Origin of the sequence: Nonomuraea sp. NPDC050310, from assembly GCF_040655795.1 — a bacterium.
Taxonomy (GTDB): Bacteria; Actinomycetota; Actinomycetes; order Streptosporangiales; family Streptosporangiaceae; genus Nonomuraea.
In genome coordinates this window covers 63,722-85,457 of the sequence record NZ_JBFAKP010000027.1, presented here as the reverse complement: position 1 = coordinate 85,457, position 21,736 = coordinate 63,722, and the positions used below count along the sequence as shown (strand labels likewise).

Below are 21,736 nucleotides of genomic sequence, written 5' to 3'. Positions count from 1 at the left end.
GGCCGGCGCGCGGCGCGGGGTCAGTCCTGGGGGCGGGTGCCGCGGCGGCGCAGGCCCATGACGCCGATGCCGACGCCGATCACGCCCACGGCCAGCCCGGCGCCGCCCAGGACCCGGGCGGTGGTGTCGGAGGCGGCAGAACCGGGGGACCCGGCCGCCACCGGCACGACACTCGGCGACGCAGCCTCCGGCTTACCGGCCGCGACAGCAGGAGAGGGTGAGGCGGACGCCGCCCCGTGACCTTCGCCCGAGGCAGGCGTCAGCTTGAGCACCGGCGCCGGCCGCTCCGCCTCCGACCCGTCCGCCTTGGGCGGCTCGTCCCACTTGACCACCTCCTTGCTGGAGTAGGTCTGCGTAGCCGGGAACACGATCTGCGCCGCGTCCTTCGGCAGCGGCCCCATCGAGACCTCGAACTCCTGGAACTCGCCCGGGTTGATCTTCCCGCCGGTCCAGACGATCTTGGTCACCGCCTCGGTGACCGTCTCGCCGTAGGCGGTCTTGACCGGCTTGGGCAGCTTGCCCTCGACGATCTCGGCCTTCCAGCCGGGCAGCGGCTTGACCGACACGAACACCAGCGGGTGCTCGACCGGGAAGCTCACCTCCAGCTTGATCGTCGAGGCGTCGTCCCGCTCGTTGGGGACACGGAAGGCGACCTTGGTCCAGCCGCCCTGCTCGGCGCTGCCGGGATTGACGGTGACGTGGGCCAGGGCGGGGGCCGCCAGGCCGAAGGTGAGTGTGGTGGCGGCGGCGAGCACGCTCGCGCCGCGTCGAATGACGGACATGGTGAACTCCACTGGGGAAGATACGCGGTCGGGGTGTCAGAGGATCAGGCGGGCAGTGGAGGACCACGCCTGGTGACGGTATGCCGCAACTCGTAGGGGGCCGGGACCCAGCCCGGCCGGGGGCGGTGCGCCTGCCGTACCTGCGGGGGGACGGACAGCGCGGGCACCCGGATCAGCCGCGCGCCCAGCCTGCGGATCAGCGACCACAGCGCCGACTCGCCCCGCGCCAGCCACCACCCGGTCACCGCCGTCGCCGCGGCGTGCGCGAGCAGCATGCCGAGGCTCATGCCGAGGGTGGAGCCGTGGTGGACCGGCAGGTAGTCGGTGGCCGTGCCGAACAGCTCGTGCAGCCCGAACTGGGCCGCGCCCAGGGTCACGCCGATCGTCGTGGGGGAGCGCTCGCGCCCGGCCATCCCCAGTGCGGTGAGCAGCACCGCCGTCCCGCCGCCCGCCACCGCGCCGACACCGGGCGCCGGCCCTCCGGCCAGCACGTGCGCCAGGGCGGCCAGAGCCACGCACACGGCGGCGAAACCTGCCGCGCGCGCCAGGCGCAGGGGGAGCTGGGCGGTCATGGGCCCGCCCATCCTCTCACCGATCCCCACCCCTGACACCCCCCACCCACCCTTCAACCTGGTCCTCCAACCCGCTCACCTGATCCCCCGCGACCGACCCCCGCCCACCGACCGACCCGATCCACGGGTCCACCTCCTGACCCCTTCACCCATCCATAGAGACGGTCCACCTCGTCCACGTCCGCCCTGGAGGGGGAGCGGGGCTGGTCGGGGCAAGGGGTTGACCGAGCCTGGAGCGGGCGGGTGAGCGCTGGGGCTCAGGGAGACGTGGGGGCGCGGGTGAGGGGTGGGGGATGCCGAGGTGGTCAATGCCTGGCCGTTATGTGCGCTTTGTCGCTAGGGTCGTGGCGAGGTGATGGACGTGCGGCATTTCGTCGGTTTGCTGCTCGGGTTAGTGGTCACGGCCGCGTTGCTCGGGGGCGCCGGGTGGGCGGCCTGGCAGGCGCAGGCGAGCGCCGGTGGCACCCCGCCCGGGGGCCAGGCGATGTGGACGGCGCTGGGCGCCATGGCCGCCGTGGGCCTGGTGGCCGGGCTGGTGGTCGCCGGCCGGGTCTCCCCGCTGGCCACGTTCGTGCCGTCGATGGTCCTGCTGGCCTGGACGGTCGTCTACGCGCTGGACATGAACCGGGCGCTCTCCTACATCCCGAAGGACCCCACCTACCACGAGCTGGTGCGCAACGCCGGGGCGGGCAACCAGTGGCTGCTCACCTCCGGCGTCTACGCGCTGCTGGGCGTGATGCTCTTCCTGCCGGTGCTCATGCCCTCCCGCTGGTCCCGCCGCGAGGACGAGTTGGAGGACGACGAGTACGAGACCCGCGAGGGCTCCTACTACTGAGCCGTCGCCCCGGCGGTGTACAGGCGGGTGACCACCTCCTCCAGGGAGCCGCCCGCCCGCAGTTCCTCCAGCGTGCCGTCGAAGGCCAGCCGGCCGTGGTCGATCAGCATCACCCGCCGGCACAGCCGCTCGATGTCGCCCAGGTCGTGCGTGGTGAGCAGCACGGTGGTGCCGCGCTCGGCGTTCACCCGGGCCAGGAACTCGCGGATGCCCGCCTTGCTGACCACGTCGAGCCCGATCGTCGGCTCGTCGAGCACGAGCATGTCCGGTCCGTGCAGCAGCGCCGCGGCCAGGTCGCCGCGCATGCGCTGGCCGAGGCTGAGCTGGCGCACCGGCCGCTTCAGGAACTCGGCCAGGTCGAGCGTCTCGACCATCTCCTCCAGCCGCGCGGCGAAGAGCTTGCGATCTACTTTGTAAAGGAGCCGGATCAGTTCGAAGCTGTCCCGGAGCGGCAGGTCCCACCAGAGCGTCGTCCGCTGCCCGAAGACCACGCCGATCCGCCGCGCCAGCGCGGTCCTCTTGCGCGACGGGTCGAGCCCGGCCACCCGGACCGTGCCCGACGTGGGCGTCAGGATGCCGCAGAGCATCTTGATCGTGGTCGACTTGCCCGCCCCGTTGGGCCCGAGGTAGCCGACGAACTCGCCCGGCGCGACGGTGAAACTCAGATCCTGTACGGCATGCACCACCGCCCGCCGCACCTTGAACGAGCGCCCGGCCCTGTCGAGTGTGATCATGTCAGCTCCCCGTCGATCGGTAGTGTCGGATGCCCTGCCGCCAGGCCAGCCCGGCGACCAGGCAGAGCGCGGCGGCCACCACCGGGCTCAGGAACGCCGTCCACGACGGCAGCCCGGCGGGATCGGCCCGGCCCAGCACGTACAGTCCGGGCAGCCAGTTGACGAAGGCGAGCGGCAGCACGTAGGTCACCGCCCGCACCAGGTCGCGCCCGTAGACGGTCAGCGGGTACTGCACCAGCGTCCCGCTGCCGTAGGTGAAGGCGTTGACCACCTCGGGCGCGTCGGTCAGCACGAACTGCACCGACCCGGCGAGCGTCCACAACGCGCCGAAGATGGCGATCCCGCCCACGACCATGACCGGGACGAGCCAGCTCCGCTCCGGCACGATCCCGGCGTGGGCCACGGCGTAGCCGAGCACGCCGCCGGCCTGGAGGATGCGCCCGATCCGCGCCGGGAAGAACCGGTCGGTGCACGCCTGCACCCACGCGCTGACCGGGCGGAGCAGGATGACGTCGAACGAGCCGTCCTTGATCTTCTGGCTGATCCGGTCGACGTTGCTGAACAGGGTGTCGGCGACGGAGAAGGCCAGGGACGCCGTGCCGTACAGGAAGAGCACCTCCTCGCGGGAGAAGCCGGCCAGCGAGGTGGTGTTGGCGAAGATGATCAGGATCGCGACCAGGTCGAGCCCGGCGACTAGGAAGCCGAAGACCGTCATGAGCGCGAAGGAGGCCGGGTAGGCGACGGCCGCGCGGGTCCAGACCCACGCCAGCAGGACGTAGCTCCTAACCACCCTGGATCACCACCTTGTGCCGGATCAGCCGGGTGCCGAGCGCGCCGAGGCCGAGCAGCGCCACCGCCCACAGCGCCTGGAAGCCCAGGTCGCCGCCCTTTCCGAGGAAGACGTCGGCGGGCACCTGAACCATGGCCGCCCACGGCAGGGCGCGGGCGAGCTCGCCCAGCCAGCCGGGGAAGATGGTCAGCGGCAGGGTCATGCCGCTGAAGAAGAGGGTCAGCACGAGCGAGACGGTCTGTACGCCGCGCTCGTCGACGAGCCAGCAGACCGACAGCGCCACCAGGTAGCGCCAGGCGAAGCTGACCACGACGCCGAGCAGCATGCTGAGCCCGAACAGCGCCCAGCGGCCGGGGCCGTCGGGCGTGACGATGCCGAACAGCAGGGCGCCGAGCAGGGTGGGCGGGATGCTGCGCACGAGCAGGAGGTAGCCGGCGCGGCCCAGGTCCTCGGCGAGCGTCCAGGCCTGCAGGGGAGCGGGCCGGACCAGGTCGAGGGCGATGTCGCCGGAGCGGATGCGTTCGGGCAGGCCGAGGCCGCCGCCGAACAGCTGCATCGGGCCGATCATGGCCTGGGTGAGGAAGCAGAAGGTGACGGCGTCGGCGACGTCGTAGCCGCCGAGGCCGGGGCGGGCCTGCCAGAGCGCGATGAGCACGTAGGCACGCAGGACGCCGAACACGCTGTTGGTGAAGGCGCCGGCGAGGCCGGCCCAGACGTAGGTCGCGTGTTTGCGGAAGCCGTACAGCAGGAGAGTCGGGTAAAGGGAAATGGTCACCTCCGGGGTGTGACGGCATGGCGACAGCCCGTGGCCGAGTGCGGGCACGGGTGGACCCGGAGGATTATGGGCGCCGGCCGGCGGCGCGGCAAGGCAATATTCGGCTCACCGCGGCGTGGCCGGCGTTGTTAAACGTCGAGTGTGCCGGGAAAACTCCGTGAAGGAGGCCTGCATGCTCGACCAGGACGTCTTCCCTTCCTATCCCCTCAGCTGGCAGGCGCGTGCCCTCAACGGGGTCCTCATGGGGGCGGTCAAGCCGGCCGGCTCCCTGCTGCTGCGCCACCCCCTGGCGCTGAGCGCCTGCTCCCTGCTCAAAGCCGTGCCCTTTCGTGCCCCCGACCAGGTCGGCATCGTGCCGCACGCCTTCAGCCAGTGCGGCGGCGAGTGGGTGCGGGGCGGGCTGGGCCTGGACGAGCGCAAGGTGCTGCTGTACTTCCACGGCGGCGGCTACTTCGCCGGTTCCCCGGCCACGCACCGGCCGCTGACCTGGCGGTTGTCGGTCGCCACCCGCCGGCCGGTGCTGGCGCTGGACTACCGGCAGGGTCCGGTGCACCCGTTGCGCGCCTCGCTGGAGGACGCGCTGGACGCCTACGACTGCCTGCTGGCGCGCGGGCACGAGCCGGCCGACGTCCTGCTGGGCGGTGACTCGGCGGGCGGGCACCTGACGCTGGCGACGCTGCTGGCCCTGCGCGACCGGGGCGGGCCGATGCCCGGCGGCGCGATCTGCCTGTCGCCGTGGGCGGACCTGACCGACGCGCCGCGCCGCGCCAACCGCTGGCAGGACCCGCTGCTGTCGGCCTCACGGGTGCGCTGGCTGGCCCGGCGCTGGACGGCGGGGCTCGACCCGCGCGACCCGCTGGTCTCGCCGGTGCTGGGCGACTACACCGGGCTGCCGCCACTCATGATCGTCACGGGGTCCACGGAGGTGCTGCGGGAGGAGGACCTGCGGGTGGCCAGGCAGGCGCGGGCGGCGGGGGTGCCGGTGCGGTACGAGGAGTGGGACCGGATGCCGCACGTCTTCCCGATCCTGGCCGACTTCCTGCCCGAGGCGCGGCTGGCCTTCCGGCACATCGCCGCGTTCGTCGCCGATCTGTCGGCCGCCTCGGGCCCGGCCGCGGCCGCCGCCTGATAAGTTAGGCTTACCTAACTAGTTACTTGGGGGTTCAGGATGGCGCACCTCGGAGTCGTGTCGCGCAGCGAGCGCATCACCCCGCACATGATCCGCGTGGTGGTAGGGGGCGAAGGGCTGGCCGGGTTCGCCACCACGGGGCTGACCGACCACTACGTCAAGCTCGTCTTCCTGGAGGAGGGCGTGGACTACCCGGTCCCGTTCGACATCCAGGCCTGCCGGGAGAGCCTGCCGCGCGCCCAGTGGCCCAAGCTGCGCACCTACACCGTGCGCGCCTGGGACCCCGACGCGCTGGAGCTCACCCTCGACTTCGTCCACCACGGCGACGAGGGCCTGGCCGGGCCCTGGGCGGCGAACGCGCGGCCGGGCGACGAGATCTACCTGCTCGGCCCCGGCGGCGGGTACGCGCCCGACCCGGAGGCGGACTGGCACCTGCTCGTCGGCGACGAGAGCGCCCTGCCGGCCATCGCGGTCGCGCTGGAGGCCCTGCCCGACGACGCCGTGGTGAACGCCTTCATCGAGGTCGAGGGGCCGCAGGAGGAGCAGAAGCTCGACCACCGGGTCACCTGGATCCACCGCGGGCCCGCGCCCGTCGGCGAGCGGCTGGTCGCCGCGATCGAGGGCCTCGACTTCCCGGCCGGGCGGCCGCACGCCTTCGTCCACGGCGAGGCCGGGTTCGTCAAGCGGCTGCGCCGGCACCTGCGGGTGGAGCGTGAGCTGCCGCTGGAGGCGCTGTCGATCTCCGGGTACTGGCGGCTCGGGGTGGACGACGAGGGCTGGCGCGAGGTCAAGCGCGACTGGAACCGCGCGATCGAGGTCGAGGAGCAGGCCGCCCTGGGCTGACCCATCTCTTGCCGGCGTCCCCTGCTCGCGGTGATCGGTGTACGGCCTGCCTTGGCCTCGGTCTGAGCGGCGCAGCCCCGACGGCAGGTCACCGGGCGATGGTGATCTCCACGCGGCGGTTGCGCGCCCGCCCCTTGGGGCTGTCCACCACCTTCCCCTCCCGGGTCACCGTGTTCGGCGCGACCGGCTTGCTGGCGCCGTGTCCCACCACCACGAACGTGATCCCGCTGCCGGCCAGCAACGGCTCCAGCGCGGCCCGTACGGCCTCCGCCCGGCGCCGCGACAGTGCGGCGTTGTAGGCGTCACCGCCCTTGGCGTCGGTGTGGCCGTCGATCGCGACCTGCTTGCCCGCGGCCCTGGCCTTCAGCAGTTCGGCGGCCTGCTCGATGCGGGTGCGCGCCTTGTTCGACAGGTCCGCCTTGTCGAAGGCGAACAGCACGTCGGCGGCCAGCGTGATGCGCCGGTCGGCGTCGATCAGCGACAGGTCCAGCGCCGCGACCGGCAGTTCGAGATCGACGATCGGCGCCACGAGGTCCACGATCGCCCCGCCGGCCACGGCCGCCGGGCCGGGCGACGCCGGCGTCGGCGCAGGCGTCGGCTCGAGCAGCCCTGCGGCCAGGACCGCCGCCAGGCTAAGTGAGCGGAACATCGGCGAACGTCCCGGCCAGGGGGATGTACACGTCGACCTTCGTGACGTCTTCCGGCGGCGCGGCGAACGACGCGGTGAACACCACCTTCTGGCCGGTGTTGATCGCGACGCTCTCGGTGTTGGCCGTGCACGCGCAGGCGCCCTGGACGTCCTTGGCGACCAGGTGCTTCTTGGCGTTCTTCTTGTCGACCAGGTAGAGGCCGTCGGCGTCCGGGGTGTCGCTGGGGACGGCCGAGAAGGCATCGCCGACGGTCCAGCCGAAGGCGCGGTCGTGCTCGGTTACGGTGACCGCGTAGTTGACCGTCACCAGCCGGCCCTCGCGGTCGGCGGCGAGCAGGTCGATCTTGAGCTTGTAGTGCTGGTCGGCCGCTGCCGTACGGCTGGCCAGGACCTGGTCCGAGGGCAGTGGTGTGGGGGTGGGAGCGGAGGCCGGTTGGGTGGGCGCGGGCTCCGCGGTGGAGGCGGATCGGGGAGTTGGGGCCGGGCCGAGCTGGCATCCGGTGGCCAGAAGGAGAGCCGCCCCCGCGACGACGATCTTCATCGGACTCATGGGTCAGGGAGTATAGCCAGACATAGATGCCCGAATCCCCATTTCCAGGGGGCTGTCCTTTTGGAGTGCCTCGCTCACCCTGCGGGATGATTTGACACTGAGAGGATCATGACCCCATGGCGGCAGAAGTGCCCAGCGGTGACTGTGGTCCGTAACGGCCTCGCTATTCCGCCTGCGAGCCTGTTCAAGGATTATCGCTGGAGCGAGACACCTGACCCCTGGCGAGCGGGATCAGTGGCGAGCCCGCCGGTGGAAGCACTCTCCGCCGATTCACGAGCAGCCCGAATGTACGGCCAGCCCGCGCCTGGTTGATATCACGTGGTGGCATAGCGGTCTGGTTGGGCACAATGTGCGGGTGATAGTGCTGGTACCGGCCGATGTGTTGAATCCCCGCCGTGTAGATGAACATTTCGCGGCCGAGGCGAACGCGGCCCGCGATGCCGGGTTGGATGTCGCGTTGATCGACCACGACCTGCTGGTCCAGAACGGCGATGTTAGTCGGGCGGTGGCCCGGGTCCGGTCCGGCGGCGTCGCGCTCTACCGGGGCTGGATGATGCAGTCGCACCAGTACGCGGCGTTCGGTGCGGCATTGGCCGAACGTGGGGTGATCCTGCGTACGGATGCGGCGCAGTTTCGGCGAGCGCACGAGTTGCCCGGCTGGTACGACGCGTTGTCGGATGCGACGCCATTCTCCGTGTGGACCGCCGGTGATGAGCGGACCGCTTTCCAGGCTGCCTGCGCCCAGCTTGGTGCGGGCCCTGCCGTACTGCGCGACTACGTCAAATCGATGAAGCACTACTGGAACGAAGCGGCTTTCATTCCGGATGCCGGGGACGTGGACGCCGCCTGGGCGACAGCGTGCCGGTTGCGGCAGTTACGCGAGGACGACTTCGTCGGCGGTTTCGTGCTGCGCCGTTTCGAACAGTTCGTCTCCGCCGAAGCGCGCACCTGGTGGGTCCACGGCGAGTGCCGATTGATCGGCCCGCACCCTGACAACCCGCACGACTTCCCGCCCGGCGACCTGGACGTCACACGGTTCGCGCCGCTGATCGCGGGGTTGGGCCTGCCGTTCGTGACCGTGGATCTGGCTCTGCGGGCTGACGGCGTGTGGCGCGTCATTGAGATCGGCGACGGGCAGGTCAGCGATCGGCCCTCGACCAGCGAACCCGGCACGTTCATCGAGATGCTGAGCTCTTCCGGACGGCCCGGATCCGCCGACGGGTAGCAGGCAGCATGTTGGCTCCCGTCGATCCTGGGGGAGTCGCAGGCCTATCAGGGCGTTGGGTCAGGGCTGCGGGTGTCGGCCTTGGGCTGGGCTGTATGGGCATGTCGGAGAGCTCCGGCCCCGACCCGGGCGCGCCGGTCAGGTCGCGGGTGCGCTCGCTCGGAGGCTGAGACACCCATCGCCAACACGCCCAGGGTCGCGAGCATTCACCCCACCGTCCACCCCGCCCCTCGGTCACGCGGGCGGAGCTGGGCTTTCATGCCCGTCCAGGACCAGGCATGGGGCTTCGGATTCGGATGCTCGGCCAGCTCTCAGTAGCTGACCGCGCCAGCCAGGCCGACCGTGCTGGCCGGGACTCGGAAGGTGTTGAGCGGATGCTTGTGCTTGAAGTGGTGGCCTGGCGGTGGGTCAGGCGTTCGTCCGGCGTCGGCGGTAGGCGCGCTGCTGGCACGCTCGCGAGCAGTACGCGCGCGGCCGTCCTGACGCTGGTTGCTCCACCGGCTCACCGCACACCTGACACCGGCTTTCATCACGCGTTTCGTAACGCTCTTGGGTGATGAGCAGCTCGACGCCGTCGAGCAGGCGGGCCAGGCCGAACTCGAACGGGTCCTCCGGCTCGTCGTAGCCGCCCGACTCCCACACCCAGGTGAGCGTCGGATAGCGGTCGAGGCGGGCGTAGAGCGAGTCGCGCGCCCCCCACCACTCCTCGTGGCTGACGCCGCTGCTCTCCTCTGCCCGCCTGATCTCCAGCAGCCGCAGTGATTCGGCGTCGACGAACCTGCCGACCAGGTCGACCACGGCGATGATCCGGGCCGGCGTCAGGCCGGTGTCGCGCACGGCGGCGAGCATCGAGTCGTAGTACGCCACCGCGTTGGGTCCGGGAGTGTGCCGGCCGCCCCGGATCTCCGCCAGCCACGGGTGCCGCTTGCGCAGCTCGTACCCCTGCCGCGCGCACGCCTCCAGTCGTGCCCGCCAGGTCGGTCCGCCGGGCGCCGTGACGCCGGCCAGCACCGTGTCCTGCATCAGGTCGACCAGGTGGTCACGCCCCGGCACGTGCCGGTACAGCGACATCGTGGTGAAGCCCAGGCGCTCGGCGACCTTGCGCATCGACAGGCCGGCCAGGCCCTCGGCGTCCGCCACCTCGACGGCCGCGCGCACGATCCGGTCCGTGCTCAGCCCGGCACGCCGGCCCTGGTCCCACAGCAGTTCCACCCCGAGATCGGGGTCGTGCGCCTTGCTCATTCCGTCCTCCTTGTTTACGGTATACACCCATGTACGCCATAAACAAGGAAGAACTATACGTCTCCCCGAACGGCGACGATGCCGGACCCGGCACTCTGGAAAGCCCCTTCGCGACCCTCGACCGGGCCAGGCTCGCCGCCCGGGAGCTGTCCGGCGACGTGGTCGTGCACCTGCGCGCCGGCACCCACACGCTGACCGCGCCCCTCGTGCTCGCCGGCGAGGACGGCGGCCGCGACGGGCATCGGATCACCTACCAGGCCTTCGGGTACGGCACCGCCGCCCAGGAGACGGCCGTCGTCAGCGGTGGCCGGGAGATCACCGGCTGGCGGGAGGAGGACGGACATCTGGTGGCCGACGTCGGCGACCTGGACACCCGCCAGCTCTACGTCGGCGATCCGCTCCGCCGTACCGAGCGCGCCGGCATCGACGCCCTCCCCGGCCACGCCACCCGGACCGTCACGGGTTACGTCACGGACAGCGCCGCCCCGCTCGCCTGGCGCAGCCCGTCCGACGTCGAGGTCGTCCATCGGGGCATCTACCCGTGGACCGAGGCCCGCATGGGCGTTGCCGCCGTCAGCGCCGACGGCGACGGCGCGGCGATCACGATGGCGCAGCCCGCCTTCGCCCGCGCGATCGAGCTCTACAACTTCACGTGGGAGGAGCATGTCCAGGCCGGCCCGCCGCTGCCCACCAGGATCGAGAACGACGCCGCCTTCCTCACCGAACCCGGCACCTTCGTCCTCGACCGCTCCCGCCCCGGCCACCACAGGCTGCGCTACCTTCCCCGCCCCGGCGACGGGCCCCGCGTCGTGGCGCCCGCCCTGGAGACCCTGGTGCGCGTCACCGGCGCGCACGGCGTCTCCTTCCGCGGTCTGGTCTTCGCCGACGCCACCTGGCTGCGTCCCAGCAGCCCGGAAGGCTTCCTGCACTACCACGGCAGCGGCCACTACGACGGCGGCCCCATCGAGAAGGTCGTCATCGTCGAAGGCCAGGCGTGGGTCACGGTGCCGGGCCGCTCCGAGACGATCCCCGCCTGCGTCGTCGTCGAGGACGCCGCCGACGTCGTCTTCGAGGGCTGCCGGTTCACCCGGCTCGGGGCCGCCGGGCTCGGCCTGACCGGCGGCTCGGGCCTGGTCGTGCGCGGCTGTGACTTCGACACCCTGTCCGCCTCGGCGATCACGATCACCGGCAGCAGCGACGTCCTCGTCGAGGACAACCTGGTCGAGCGCGTCGGCCTGGACTACTCGGGCTCCCCTGGCATCGCCCTTTCCGGCACCGACGGCTGTACCGTCGCCGGCAACCACGTCCGCGAGGTCCCGCACTGCGGCATCGTGGCGGGACCCGGCCGGCGCACCCGCATCCTGCGCAACCTCACGACCGGCACGATGAGCGTGCTCGCCGACGGCGGCGGCATCTACCTGTCCGGCCCTCAGGGCAGCTCGCACGCCGACGGCGCCGAGATCAGCGGCAACGTCATCAGGGACACGCGCACGCCGTACAACTTCGGGCTCTACACCGACTACGGCGCCGCCTGGGTCACCGTCGAGGGCAACGTGGTCACGGGCGCCGACAACACCGCGGTGCTGCAGGTGTCGCCCCCGCTGAGCAACGTCGTCTACCGGGGCAACTTCTGGGACGCCGACCCCTCCGGCGCCAACGCGGTCCCGGACGGGGTCACCTACGAGGACAACACCACGCTGGCCGAGGGACTGGAAGAGGCCACCGCGCACATCCAGGCCCGCGCGGGACTGCGGACGGCGCGGCCGGTCGCATGACCTGATACGCCTCGGCGTGAACGTCCCTGGCTCAGATCAAGGTGTACGCCCAGAACCGCGTCGTGATCAAGGTGACGATGCCGAGAAACCACAGGGTCAGAGCCACGATGTGATAGGCGGCCGCCGCCTGGGCCACCTGCCGCGCAGCCACTGAGGGGAGCGGGCCTCCAGTGGTTGCGTGATGTCCCAGAAGATCGCAATCCTGGCCACCCAGGCAATAGGGGCACGCCCATGACGTAGAAGCTATGAAAGATCAGCCAATGCACGAAGACGACCCCTGCCGTGGCGCCCGCCTGCAACCGCCTGTCGCGGCTGCGGGAGAACATCGGCGCGATCAACGGGGGCTGTCGGCCGATGGGCGGGCCGACCGGGAGGCTTTGGCCGCCAGCGCAGGGGTGGCCGGGCTCGCGATGGCCAGCGCACAGGAGCGTCGTCGGCCGCCGGCCCCGCCACACACCAACGGCCAGTCACTCTCCATCACGGAGGGCCCTTCCAGCGGCCCGCATGCCCGGCACAGTCTCGGCGGGTTGCTAGGCGGCTCAGCAGCCTGCGGCGGTCCTGGTGCCGCCGAGCCGCTCACGCACAGGGTCGGCGTCAGCGGCTTACCAGTGAGATCCCAGTGGGCGCTGGTTGGCTCAAGACGTCAGCACGCGCGATACAAGGAACCCGATGAACCCTCTGACCCAGCAGCTCTCCCGTTCGGTCGCCACGTCGTTGGCCCGCCAGTTCGCGTTGATGGATCTGCTCGGCAACCGCCCTTGGTCCGTAGACACCCGCGCAGGACTCATCTTCTTCGGCGACGACCTCCGCTTTCCCCTACAGCTGCTGGGGACGGAGAGTCACGGTGACCAGAGCTGGCTTTGGGCGTGGGCGAACACGCAGAGCAACCTCCCGCCGGACCTGCTGCGCGCCGCGGAATGGCTGCGTGACCACGGACGGCAGCACGGCATTCCGGAGCTGACCGAGCCGTCGCTGCCGCTCGACCGCGCCGACGGGCATCTGCTCGCCCTGCTGTCGGCGGGCGTGACCGGCCGCTGCTACTACCGCGGCCCCTACCAGGGCGGCGCCCTCTTCGTCCTGTTGGAGAACGTGCCGGACGTGGTGTTCGCGCCCGCTCATCCCGAGCGTGTGCTGTCCGTTCTGGGGCAGGCGCTGTCCACCTACGAGCTCGATCACCGGACGCTGGTCGAAAGCTTCCTGGTCCAGCAGGGCTGGCAGGTGGAGAGCGGACCGGGCTTCGTCGGCGGCCGTCATCCGGGCGGATCCAGTCTCCGCGCCGAGCTCGACTCCTACGGCCGGATCAAGGATCTGGAGAGCACGCTCCTTCCCCGTTGAGATCAGCGGCTGTCCACCGCCGACTTGCCCGAAGGGGTGGCCGAGATCAGAACATCCGACAGGCCGTCGCAGACGAAATGAAGCGAACCGATCCTCGGAGAACGCCACAAGTGGAGGAGTGACATGCAGGCCCTGACGCTGGGTCCCGCGAAGCATGAGCGTGTCGTGCTCTTCGCTGCAGGAGCAGGTGGCGATCCGGAGCGCTACCTGCCCCTCTTGGAGCACCTCGCCGCTCACGACAGCCAGGTCATCGCGCCGTACTTCGAGCGCTTCGCCGCGCGGGAGGCGACCACCGCCGAGCTGCTTGCACGCCCGGCGGGGCTGGTCGAGGCGCTTCACCGGTGGGCCTCTCCGGACGCGGCTGTCGTCGTGGTCGGCCACTCGATCGGTGGCTGGGCTGGCCTGTGCCTGGCCGGGGCGACGCCCTGGGGACGGGACGGCAGGCCGTTGGATGTTCCCCGAGAGCCACGCGTCGGCCGTCTCGTCCTGTATGCGCCCGCCGCCGGCTGGTTCGCCGCTCCGGGCGCGTTGGACGCGGTGACAGCACCGATTCTCCTCTACGCAGGGGAGAAGGACACCGTCACCCCTGTCGAGCTGGCCATCCGGTTGAAGAGTGCCCCAGCACCGGTCGATCTTCGCGTCGTGCCCGGCGCCGGACACTTCAGCTTCATGCACACGCCTCCACCGGGCACGGTCGAAGACGAGAGCTTCGACCGTGCCCAGTTCCTCACCGACCTCGCGCAAGCGACCACGGAGTTCGTCACCGCTTTCGAGGTGACGTGACCGGTGAGGCCGAGATCCGTAGAGCCAGGTGCCGGTCATCAACATGAACCTGGTGCGGGTTGACCTGGCGACGACACCCGAGACCGGCCCACCTCGGAAGTACGGCTGACGCGAGCCCACGGCATCCACACGCCCCTTGATGGGTGATTCGCCACCGACCTCCACAGCGAATGCTCCAGCCCCCGTGTACGACTTTGTGCTCCCGGAGCTACTTCTTGCTGGACGCCTGTCGGCAGGTCGCCATGAACATCAACCCATAACAGCCGGCTCAAGGGCCCCGCCGTACCGGTGGTGGAAGACGTTGCGCCCGATGGGCCGGCGGCCGGGGTGGCGGCGCTCCTCGGCCGGGTACCCGATCGAGACCAGCAAGGCGATGGCGAGGTCGTCACGGTCGTCGATGCCGATGACCTTCTTCACCTTGGCCTCGTCCCAGCCGTTCATCGGCGAGGTGGCCAGGCCCATCTCGGTGGCGGCGAGCATGACGTAGGTGGCGGCGATCATCGCGTCCTTCACCGCGTACTCGCGCAGCAGGCCACGCCCCTGCAGGCCCTCCTGGAAGGACTGCGAGGCGGCCGAGAACATGGTGATGAACTCCTCGTTCCACGCCTGATTGCGCCGCGCCTGTTCGTAGACGTCGTCATGGTCGGCGCGCCAAGCTTCGGGCTCAGCGACGAAGACCAGGACGAGCGGCGCCTCCTGCGGCTGCGGCTGCCCCCCGGTGGCCCACGTCAGCCCGTCGCGCCCCTCGGGGGTGTCGACCACGACGATCGAGCGATCTTGCAGATTCCAACTGGTGGGCGCCTCCACGGCCAGGGCAAGCAACTCGGAGAGCACTGCGGGCGGGAGGGGGTCGGGCAGGTAGTGGCGGACGGTACGGCGGCTGCGGATCGCCTCGGCGACCGAAAGCGTGCTGGTCATGTCTCAACTATCGGAGAGTCGCTCTCTATTAGGAAGAAGGCACTAATTAGTGCGCTACTCTCCATCTTGTGAACATCGTCGAGTCATCCGGCCTGCCGGCGGACGTCTACTCCGCCAAGTGCCCCACCCGTCAGGTCCTCGACCACATCGCCGGCAAGTGGACGATCCTGGTCGTGGACGCGCTCCTCGGTGGAACCATGCGCTACACCGACCTGAGCCGCCGCCTCGAAGGCATCTCGCAGAAGATGCTCACCCAGACCCTGCGAGCGCTCCAAGCCGACGGCTTCATCACCCGGACCCAGCACCCCACCATCCCGCCCCGCGTCGACTACGACCTCACCGAACTCGGCCGCAGCCTCGCCGAGCCCATCAGGGCCTTGCGCCAATGGACCGAAACGCACATCAACGACATCGAACGCGCCAGGGAGGCAGCCCACAACTGAGCGAAGCCTGGTCCATGCCGTCAGGCCCCATAGGAGCCGACCCGGACAATCACGAAAGATCGAAGGGGGCGGGGGAGTGGCCTGCCCAGATCTGGCGGGACACCTGTTCCGGGTAGGGCACAGTCTTCGACTCGGTGTCCAGCACGCGGGTGAGGTACTCGCCGGGCCGGTGGGCGGCCCAGCCCGCGTCGCCGGTGGTGATGAAGCGGACCCAAGCCTCCCGAAGTTCACCGGAGAGCGCGACGGCCTCGGGAGGCGGCGCCTCGCCGATGAGCTGGGTGGCGACGGGGCTGTCCAGCGTGCCGAACGCCAGGGGCATGTCGAGGCTGTGGCAGGCGCCCAGGATGCCGCCGCGGGCCGGAGCGACCCAGCACAGTTCGAACAGGTACGAGGTGCCGCCGGCCGCGGTGTTCGCCTCGGCCAGTTGCTGGGACGGCATGCGGAACAGGGCGTCCGAGTACACGGTCTCCACCAGCTCCTCCGGGGTTGCGTGCGGGAACGCGGCACGGTAGGCCTGCGCGCCGTCCGGCCGCGGCGCCTGCAGTACCAAAGCAGCGTCGGCGTCCTCCTCGGTGAAGGTGCCGTACCGTCCGCTCACGACGCTGAAGTACCGGAACTCGTCCCGGGTGTGGCCGACGAGCAGGTCGATCCCGCTCGCGGGGGCGCCGGTCAGCGCGGACCAGGGCGTTTCGGGGAGGACCTCGCCGTCGACGACCGGGCATAGCGCGGTGCCGGTCTCGGTGAGACGTCCCCAGCGCTCCCGGTGCGCGTGGAGGCCGGCGTTGAAGGAGGTGAGCTCGGCGGCCAGGCGCCAGGGGTCGATGTCGCGCAGGGCCTCGGCGGTGGCAGCCGCCGCGCCGACCCGGTCCGCGAACGCGGCGGTGACCTGCCGGGCCAGCACGGGGGTGCTGTACAGCCCCGGCACCGAATGGGCGATGGCCCGCCGGAACAGGCCGCGCGCGGACTTCATCGTCAGCAGGGCGGCGACCGAGCCCGCCCCGGCGGACACCCCGCCCACGGTGACCCGGCCGGGGTCGCCTCCGAAGGCGGCGATGTTGCGCTGCACCCACTCCAGCGCCGCGATCTGGTCGAGGAATCCCCGGTTGGGCGGCACGTCGTCGAGGAACGCGAAGCCCTCCGCGCCCACGCGGCAGTTGACGGTCACCACGACGACGCCCGCCTCGGCCAGCGCCGTCGGGTCGAACATCGGGTCGCTCGACGCCGCCGAGAGGTACCCGCCCACGGGGATCCACACCAGCACCGGCAGGCCCGCCGCGCCGGGATCCGGAGTGCCGACGTTGAGCGTCAGCCAGTCGGCCCCCTGCGGGGGCACGTCGATCGGCAGCGACAGCGGCACCACGGGGCCGAACTCGACCGCCTGTCTGGTCCCCTCCCAGCGGTACGGCGGGGCGGGCGCGGCGAAGCGGAGCGCTCCGACCGGCGGCTGGGCGTAGGGGATGCCGCGGAACACCACGTGCCCCTGCCGCCGGAGCCCCTGCACCACGCCTTCGGTGGTCCGTACCTTCGGCTGTTCGGACATGCCGATTCCTTCCCTCGAGTGCACCCCAGGGTTATCGGTCAAGTGTATTATGTCAACCGTATTGCAAACGGAGGCAAGGACGGGCGATGCCGAAACAGGTGGATCACCGTGGACGCCGCGAAGCGATCGCCCGCGCACTGTGGCGCGTGGTGGAACAACGCGGCGTCACCCAGCTGACGATGCGCGTGGTGGCGCAGGAGGCGGGCATGTCGCTCGGGCAGCTCCAGCACTACTTCGCCACCCGGACCGCCATGCTCTCTTTCGCCATGGACTTCGCCTCCGAGCAGACCTCGGTGCGCGTCCAGCAGGGGCTCGAAAAGCTCGGCGACCGTCCGCACCCCCGTGACGTGCTGCGCATGACGCTCGCGGAGATGCTCCCCCTGCATGCCGACGCCCGCGCGACCAGCCGGATGAGCGCCGCCTACGTGCTGGAGGCGCTGCACGACGAGACCGTGCACGAGCAGGCGCGCCGCGGCCTCGTGCAAGGGCGGGCCGTCGTCGAGCGGCTGGTCCGCCAGGCGATCGCCGACGGGCACATCGACCCCGACCGCGACCCGGCGACCGAGACCAACCTGCTCCTCGCCCTCACCGGCTTCACCCCTCTGATCGAACTCGACGTCATCGAGCCCCAGGACGCCCTCGCCGCGATCGACGTGCACCTGGACCGGCTGTTCAGAAGTACATGACCTGCCCCCGGACGCCGGGGCAGGTCGGGACAAGAGCAACTCTGGTACGGGCGTGCCGTGGCCTAACTCGTGACGCGAGTGAAGATCGACCAGCGCCCCTTGGGGCTGGTCCTGGTAGAACGCCTCGATCGCGGCAGTGTCGTGGGGGGTGCAAGCGTAGAGGATCTTGAGTTCGGCACCGCGTTTGAAGGGGTCGGCGGCCGCGACGACCCTGCGGATGTCGGCGGTTCCGCGCCACAAGTCGATGCCTTCACCGTCGCCCCCACGGGTGTCGTCGAGGACTTCCCAGAACCTCAGGGGCGGATTGTTCACCGACGCTCCTCGACGGGGTTGGCCTGCGGCCTGAACTGCATGGATGAATTTCCTTTCAGCGACATTAAACTTATCCATTTCCCGATAATTGAGAATTTGGCCCGCATTGTCGGGAATTGCTAGGGTGGGCGCTTTGATCACCCCCCTTGAGAGATGTGCCCCATGCGTCGCTACCGTTTCGGCTGGATCGCCGCCCTGCTCTCCCTCGGTTGCGTCGCCTTCCTCGCGGTGCTGGCCGCGACCGACCCGAAGCTGCTCTGGGCGGTTGTCAGCCGTTCCCTTCACCCGTGGCGAGGCCGGAGACCCGCCCCTCTGGGTGATCGCCGGTGCGATGCTGGCCGGGGTGCTCCAGGCCTGGATGTTGTGGCAGGTGCTGCGGGGCCGGGAGCGCGGCGAGCTCACCCCGCGCGGGTGGCGGGTCGGCCTGCTCCGGCTTGGCCTCTACCTAGGTGTCGGCATCTCCCTGGCCATCATGGTCCTGATCCCCTTCTCCGGCTCGCGCAACTCCTGGGACCTCCGCTGGCTCTGGATCGGCCTGGACGCCGTGGACGAGGTCGCCTTCCTGACCACCGTGGTGATGTTCTTCCTGGTGCTGCGGGGCGTCGCCCCCCGATGGCTGCGGCTGTTCGCGCTGGTCGTGGGCGGCCTGGCCGGCCTGGCCGGGTTCGGCTGGACACTCACGAGCCACCTCGACCTGAACGCCGTCGCCTGGGTCTTCACGGTCGCCGGCGGCTACGAGTACGGCTGGGCGGTCTGGACGGTGTGCATCCTGATCGCCCAGACCAGAGACCCACGGTTCAGCGCCGCGACCATCCGGATCGGCGCCGTCGCCCCGCTGATGTCGCTGGCGAACGGCAGTTACGGCTACCTCTCCTACGTCGGCGGCGACGGATACCCACCGGAACTGATCATCCTGGAGCTCCTCGGCGCCGTCAGTGTCTTCGGCCTGGTGTGGCAGGCCAGAACCGCCCACGAGCTGGCCGGGCCGCTGCCGGAGCCGGCCACGATCAGGCGGCCGGTTCGCCGGCCCGCCAGATGGTGGCCGCTGGCCGCGACGGCGGTCGTGCTCCCGCTGCTTCCCGCCGCCGTCAACCTCGCCCACGGCGCCTACCGCTGGGTCGGCGACACCGGCGTGATCGAGCCCTTCCTTCAGGACGGCGTCGTCGACGGGCTCGCCCAGACCTGGCGGGACCTGGACATCATGATCGGCGTCGGCGCGCCGGCCCTGCTGGTCCTGGCGACCGTCCTGCTTCGGACCAGGCCCCTGGTGCGCTTCACGCCGCCGGCGCTGGCCCTCGCCGCCCTGGTGGGACTGGCCGGACTGGTCAGCACCCCGGCCTCCGAGGAGAGCTGGCACGAGATGCGCCTGGAATGGGAGGCGGTAGGCAGGGACGCGGCCTCGCCGGCCTCCGGGATCTCCCCGGCTTGGTACAGCCTGGCGCTGCTCGGCTCCGCCGTACTCCTGCGGGTGCTCTACCCGCTCGCCCCGGCCCGGCCGCTGCTGGTGGTACGGCTTGCCGTACTGGCTGGGCTGGTCCTGTTGCCCGGCGCGGCGCTGGCGCGCGGCACGATCACGGCCGACGCGGCGTGCGGGCCGGGGGAGTCGTGGTCGAGCGAGGGGCCGACGGAGCTCACCGCTGATCAGAAGCTCGTCTGCGCGCTGCGCCAGGCGAATCTGATCAAGTTCCCCGCCACCACCCCCGACGCCGAGGCGGTCGCTCACGCCCGCTGGTTGTGCGGACTCTACACGCGCAACGATGCCCGGGAGCTGGCCGAACACGGGCTCGCCCGCGACTCGCTGACCCACCCGATCGCGCCGGTCTGCCCGCCCGCCGCCGCCACAGCGAAGGCCGCTGCGGACGAATCGGCCCGCGAGATGCAGGAGTGGGAGGCGGACGCGCAACGCATGTGCGACTCCCGGCCCGACCACCGCCCGCTGATCCGGCCCGCCACGGCGACCAGGATCCGGGAGCCGCAGTGGACCGACTACGGGATCATCGAGGCTTACGAGGAGACCGAGACGGGCCCGGACCCGTTCGAGGACGGCCTGCTGGAGAAGACCCAGGAGGAGGGCCTGGTAGCCGCGCTGCCCGGCCACCTGATGATCAGCGTGCACTCCGACTTCGAGCTGTGTGTCACGGTCGAGACCTACCCGCGCCGCCCGCCGGTCGAGGTCAAGGGCTGGGACCACGTCACCGAGATCGGCTACGAGAGCCCCGGCGGCCAGATCCTCCTGGCCGACGCGATGGGCGGCGAGCCGTACCCCGACCTCGCCCTCGACGGCCGCGCGGGCCATTATCGGATCCGCGTGCACTACGACATGTTCGACTGGCCGGGAGAGGAGGAGGGCGGGCAACGCCTGCTGATCATGGCCTGGCCGGCGAAGGGCGACAAGGTGATCACCTATCGCAAGAGCTGAGCGTGCGCCTGCCGGGGCGCCCGATTTCGCACGCGACCACGACGCCGACCACGGGCACGTCCTCCTGCAAGGCGCTGCCTACAAGGCTCTGGCCGGAGCGCTCCATCCCCGCCGACGGAGGCCGTGTCGAACGCGGTCTTTCAGGTCCCGAGCAAGCCGCGTCACCATCGTCGTCGACCGGCGATTGCCAACGATCAGCCATCATTGAGCATGGGATCTCCAGGCGGCGCATCGAAGATCATTCGACGGGAAGTGATCATGCAGTCGACCAGGTAGAACCAGAAAACAAGGTGATCGAAAGTGTCACGATCGAGCCTCCTCACCGGAGCCGTCGCGGCGGGCTTCGCCCTCTCTCTCCTCGGGGCTGGTACGGCCCTCGCCAACGTCTCCAGCTCCGACCTGGAGGTGGTCAGGATCGATCCGGACGCCACCACGCCGGGCGGCGTCACGACCGTGCGCGGATTCGTCGCCAACAAAGGCCCCGACCGTACGGCCTCGCCGTTCTCGGTCGTGGTCACCCTGCCCGACGGGGTCGCCCCGGAGGGGCCGATCTTCCCGGCGAACTGCCAGACCTTTCCCCAGCACAACCAGGTGCGCTGCAGCTTCCCGCCCGGACTGGGTACGTTCCAGACCGCTACGGCGCTGATCCCGGTCCGGGTCGACCCCGGCATCGAGGGCCCGGCGACGCTGAGGGGATGCGTTCAGGTGTACAGCCGCGACGACCGCAACACGGCCAACAACAGGCAGCCCTTCGACATCCAGGTCAACCCCGCCGGCTGATCTCTGGAAACGGCGGGCTAGTTTGCGGCGGGGCGAATCCTTCCCGGGCGTCGTGGCGTGCGGGTGGCCAGCCTGGCGCGTGTCTCCTGTCGTCCGGCGAGGGTTGGGAAGAGCGGGAGGCCGGTCGGTCGAGCGATTGACCGGCCTCCTACGCCTTCCCCCGGATCGGCTGACTGGGCGTGCCGTTCGATCTGACATGGATGCAGTTGTCGCCTGGCGAGGCCGGGTGAACGGCGTGGTGCCGTCATGGCCCGTCACAGCGAGGAATCGAACAGGCCGGCAGGCCGATCACGGCCGGATCGGGAAGCGGCGGTCCAGCCCGGTGAGGCGCAGCAGCAGGGAAACGCGCGGCGGAACGCCGGTCAGAGCGAGCGTGATGCCCCGCGCCCGAGCACGGCCTTGCAGGCCGATCAGCACGCCCAGGCCGCCGGCCCCGAAGAAGGTGACCCGCGACAGGTCCAGAACGAGCAGGCCGGTGCTGGAGTCGAGGGCGTTGAACAGCCGCTGACGCAGCTGCGCCGTGGCGAAGATGTCGATGTCCCCGGACAGCTGCACCAGAGTCGGGGCAGAGGCGCTTGCTCCGCTGAGCGGGGCGGTGGCGATGACGGTCATGAGCGGA

Annotated in this window: 22 protein-coding genes and 1 pseudogene; 12 read left to right on the top strand and 11 right to left on the bottom strand. The window is 70.6% G+C overall.

Going from position 1 to position 21,736, the window contains the following annotated elements:
• Positions 1-20: 20 nt before the first annotated feature.
• Positions 21-782 carry a YcnI family protein gene (locus tag AB0I67_RS38350; RefSeq protein WP_357934505.1) on the bottom strand — a complete coding sequence of 254 codons (762 nt, stop codon included), beginning with the start codon at positions 780-782 and terminating at the stop codon, positions 21-23.
• A 44-nt stretch (positions 783-826) separates the two neighbouring features.
• On the bottom strand, positions 827-1,354 hold the full coding sequence (locus tag AB0I67_RS38345) for an MFS transporter (RefSeq protein WP_357934503.1): 528 nt from the start codon (positions 1,352-1,354) through the stop codon (positions 827-829).
• A gap of 361 nt (positions 1,355-1,715) precedes the next feature.
• On the opposite strand from AB0I67_RS38345, the gene AB0I67_RS38340 reads away from it, so the two are divergent.
• A complete protein-coding gene (locus AB0I67_RS38340) occupies positions 1,716-2,189 on the top strand; it encodes a hypothetical protein (protein ID WP_357934501.1) in 474 nt (157 codons plus the stop codon).
• 53 nt (positions 2,190-2,242) lie between these two features.
• On the opposite strand, the pseudogene AB0I67_RS38335 reads toward AB0I67_RS38340, so the two are convergent.
• From AB0I67_RS38335 to AB0I67_RS38325, 3 genes and pseudogenes are all read right to left on the bottom strand, one after another.
• Positions 2,243-2,923: pseudogene (locus tag AB0I67_RS38335) on the bottom strand (ATP-binding cassette domain-containing protein); the annotation flags it as partial.
• A gap of 1 nt (position 2,924) precedes the next feature.
• A complete protein-coding gene (locus AB0I67_RS38330; protein WP_357934498.1) occupies positions 2,925-3,713 on the bottom strand; it encodes an ABC-2 family transporter protein in 789 nt (262 codons plus the stop codon).
• Positions 3,706-4,488, bottom strand: a complete 783-nt coding sequence (locus AB0I67_RS38325) for an ABC-2 family transporter protein (RefSeq protein WP_357934495.1) — start codon at positions 4,486-4,488, stop codon at positions 3,706-3,708. Before AB0I67_RS38325 ends, AB0I67_RS38330 begins: the two co-directional genes overlap by 8 nt.
• 172 nt (positions 4,489-4,660) lie before the next feature.
• On the opposite strand from AB0I67_RS38325, the gene AB0I67_RS38320 reads away from it, so the two are divergent.
• Both AB0I67_RS38320 and AB0I67_RS38315 read left to right on the top strand, forming a co-directional pair.
• A complete protein-coding gene (locus AB0I67_RS38320) occupies positions 4,661-5,617 on the top strand; it encodes an alpha/beta hydrolase (RefSeq protein WP_357934492.1) in 957 nt (318 codons plus the stop codon).
• A gap of 39 nt (positions 5,618-5,656) precedes the next feature.
• Positions 5,657-6,460, top strand: coding sequence for a siderophore-interacting protein (locus tag AB0I67_RS38315; RefSeq protein ID WP_357934489.1), 804 nt, complete (start codon positions 5,657-5,659; stop codon positions 6,458-6,460).
• A gap of 88 nt (positions 6,461-6,548) precedes the next feature.
• On the opposite strand, the gene AB0I67_RS38310 is transcribed toward AB0I67_RS38315, so the two are convergent.
• Both AB0I67_RS38310 and AB0I67_RS38305 read right to left on the bottom strand, forming a co-directional pair.
• Complete coding sequence (locus AB0I67_RS38310) at positions 6,549-7,109, bottom strand: OmpA family protein (protein ID WP_357934487.1); 561 nt, start codon at positions 7,107-7,109, stop codon at positions 6,549-6,551.
• Positions 7,093-7,659, bottom strand: a complete 567-nt coding sequence (locus tag AB0I67_RS38305) for a hypothetical protein (protein ID WP_357934485.1) — start codon at positions 7,657-7,659, stop codon at positions 7,093-7,095. The genes AB0I67_RS38310 and AB0I67_RS38305 overlap by 17 nt, the downstream gene beginning before the upstream one ends.
• Before the next feature lie 355 nt (positions 7,660-8,014).
• Here AB0I67_RS38305 and AB0I67_RS38300 point away from each other — a divergent pair, with 355 nt between their 5' ends.
• Positions 8,015-8,884, top strand: coding sequence for an ATP-grasp domain-containing protein (locus AB0I67_RS38300; RefSeq protein WP_357934482.1), 870 nt, complete (start codon positions 8,015-8,017; stop codon positions 8,882-8,884).
• A gap of 408 nt (positions 8,885-9,292) precedes the next feature.
• Here AB0I67_RS38300 and AB0I67_RS38295 read toward each other — a convergent pair whose 3' ends face one another.
• Positions 9,293-10,126 carry a TetR/AcrR family transcriptional regulator gene (locus AB0I67_RS38295; RefSeq protein WP_357934479.1) on the bottom strand — a complete coding sequence of 278 codons (834 nt, stop codon included), beginning with the start codon at positions 10,124-10,126 and terminating at the stop codon, positions 9,293-9,295.
• Between the two features lie 29 nt (positions 10,127-10,155).
• On the opposite strand from AB0I67_RS38295, the gene AB0I67_RS38290 reads away from it, so the two are divergent.
• From AB0I67_RS38290 to AB0I67_RS38280, 3 genes are all read left to right on the top strand, one after another.
• The gene (locus AB0I67_RS38290; protein ID WP_357934476.1) at positions 10,156-11,901 is read left to right on the top strand and encodes a right-handed parallel beta-helix repeat-containing protein; all 1,746 of its coding nucleotides are present in this window, start codon (positions 10,156-10,158) and stop codon (positions 11,899-11,901) included.
• A gap of 669 nt (positions 11,902-12,570) precedes the next feature.
• Positions 12,571-13,236: a DUF6882 domain-containing protein gene (locus AB0I67_RS38285; RefSeq protein ID WP_357934474.1), complete on the top strand. Its 666-nt coding sequence runs from the start codon at positions 12,571-12,573 to the stop codon at positions 13,234-13,236.
• Between the two features lie 123 nt (positions 13,237-13,359).
• Positions 13,360-14,019: a hypothetical protein gene (locus AB0I67_RS38280; RefSeq protein ID WP_357934472.1), complete on the top strand. Its 660-nt coding sequence runs from the start codon at positions 13,360-13,362 to the stop codon at positions 14,017-14,019.
• A 249-nt stretch (positions 14,020-14,268) separates the two neighbouring features.
• Here AB0I67_RS38280 and AB0I67_RS38275 read toward each other — a convergent pair whose 3' ends face one another.
• Complete coding sequence (locus tag AB0I67_RS38275; RefSeq protein ID WP_357934471.1) at positions 14,269-14,937, bottom strand: nitroreductase family protein; 669 nt, start codon at positions 14,935-14,937, stop codon at positions 14,269-14,271.
• A gap of 68 nt (positions 14,938-15,005) precedes the next feature.
• Between AB0I67_RS38275 and AB0I67_RS38270 the strand changes: the two genes are divergently transcribed.
• Positions 15,006-15,380: a helix-turn-helix domain-containing protein gene (locus AB0I67_RS38270; protein WP_357934469.1), complete on the top strand. Its 375-nt coding sequence runs from the start codon at positions 15,006-15,008 to the stop codon at positions 15,378-15,380.
• Positions 15,381-15,429: 49 nt separating this feature from the next.
• Here the strand turns inward: AB0I67_RS38270 and AB0I67_RS38265 are convergent, their stop codons facing one another.
• Positions 15,430-16,920, bottom strand: a complete 1,491-nt coding sequence (locus AB0I67_RS38265) for a carboxylesterase family protein (protein ID WP_357934466.1) — start codon at positions 16,918-16,920, stop codon at positions 15,430-15,432.
• Positions 16,921-17,006: 86 nt separating this feature from the next.
• Between AB0I67_RS38265 and AB0I67_RS38260 the strand changes: the two genes are divergently transcribed.
• The 4 genes from AB0I67_RS38260 to AB0I67_RS38245 all read left to right on the top strand — a co-directional run bounded on the left by AB0I67_RS38260 (position 17,007) and on the right by AB0I67_RS38245 (position 21,117).
• Positions 17,007-17,606 (top strand): TetR family transcriptional regulator C-terminal domain-containing protein, encoded by a 600-nt coding sequence (locus AB0I67_RS38260; RefSeq protein WP_357934463.1) that lies wholly within the window; start codon positions 17,007-17,009, stop codon positions 17,604-17,606.
• A gap of 78 nt (positions 17,607-17,684) precedes the next feature.
• On the top strand, positions 17,685-18,041 hold the full coding sequence (locus AB0I67_RS38255; protein ID WP_357934461.1) for a hypothetical protein: 357 nt from the start codon (positions 17,685-17,687) through the stop codon (positions 18,039-18,041).
• Between the two features lie 142 nt (positions 18,042-18,183).
• Complete coding sequence (locus AB0I67_RS38250) at positions 18,184-20,337, top strand: hypothetical protein (RefSeq protein WP_357934458.1); 2,154 nt, start codon at positions 18,184-18,186, stop codon at positions 20,335-20,337.
• A 300-nt stretch (positions 20,338-20,637) separates the two neighbouring features.
• Complete coding sequence (locus AB0I67_RS38245) at positions 20,638-21,117, top strand: hypothetical protein (RefSeq protein ID WP_357934455.1); 480 nt, start codon at positions 20,638-20,640, stop codon at positions 21,115-21,117.
• A gap of 288 nt (positions 21,118-21,405) precedes the next feature.
• Here AB0I67_RS38245 and AB0I67_RS38240 read toward each other — a convergent pair whose 3' ends face one another.
• On the bottom strand, positions 21,406-21,729 hold the full coding sequence (locus tag AB0I67_RS38240; protein ID WP_357934452.1) for an STAS domain-containing protein: 324 nt from the start codon (positions 21,727-21,729) through the stop codon (positions 21,406-21,408).
• Positions 21,730-21,736 lie beyond the last annotated feature (7 nt).

Bases quoted from the DNA above. Each gene is read 5' to 3' on its own strand.
- AB0I67_RS38350 (WP_357934505.1), bottom strand. From the start codon at position 782: ATGTCCGTCATTCGACGCGGCGCGAGCGTGCTCGCCGCCGCCACCACA.
- AB0I67_RS38345 (WP_357934503.1), bottom strand. From the start codon at position 1,354: ATGACCGCCCAGCTCCCCCTGCGCCTGGCGCGCGCGGCAGGTTTCGCC.
- AB0I67_RS38320 (WP_357934492.1), top strand. From the start codon at position 4,661: ATGCTCGACCAGGACGTCTTCCCTTCCTATCCCCTCAGCTGGCAGGCG.
- AB0I67_RS38315 (WP_357934489.1), top strand. From the start codon at position 5,657: ATGGCGCACCTCGGAGTCGTGTCGCGCAGCGAGCGCATCACCCCGCAC.
- AB0I67_RS38310 (WP_357934487.1), bottom strand. From the start codon at position 7,109: ATGTTCCGCTCACTTAGCCTGGCGGCGGTCCTGGCCGCAGGGCTGCTC.
- AB0I67_RS38305 (WP_357934485.1), bottom strand. From the start codon at position 7,659: ATGAGTCCGATGAAGATCGTCGTCGCGGGGGCGGCTCTCCTTCTGGCC.
- AB0I67_RS38295 (WP_357934479.1), bottom strand. From the start codon at position 10,126: ATGAGCAAGGCGCACGACCCCGATCTCGGGGTGGAACTGCTGTGGGAC.
- AB0I67_RS38290 (WP_357934476.1), top strand. From the start codon at position 10,156: ATGTACGCCATAAACAAGGAAGAACTATACGTCTCCCCGAACGGCGAC.
- AB0I67_RS38285 (WP_357934474.1), top strand. From the start codon at position 12,571: ATGAACCCTCTGACCCAGCAGCTCTCCCGTTCGGTCGCCACGTCGTTG.
- AB0I67_RS38280 (WP_357934472.1), top strand. From the start codon at position 13,360: ATGCAGGCCCTGACGCTGGGTCCCGCGAAGCATGAGCGTGTCGTGCTC.
- AB0I67_RS38275 (WP_357934471.1), bottom strand. From the start codon at position 14,937: ATGACCAGCACGCTTTCGGTCGCCGAGGCGATCCGCAGCCGCCGTACC.
- AB0I67_RS38265 (WP_357934466.1), bottom strand. From the start codon at position 16,920: ATGTCCGAACAGCCGAAGGTACGGACCACCGAAGGCGTGGTGCAGGGG.
- AB0I67_RS38260 (WP_357934463.1), top strand. From the start codon at position 17,007: ATGCCGAAACAGGTGGATCACCGTGGACGCCGCGAAGCGATCGCCCGC.
- AB0I67_RS38240 (WP_357934452.1), bottom strand. From the start codon at position 21,729: ATGACCGTCATCGCCACCGCCCCGCTCAGCGGAGCAAGCGCCTCTGCC.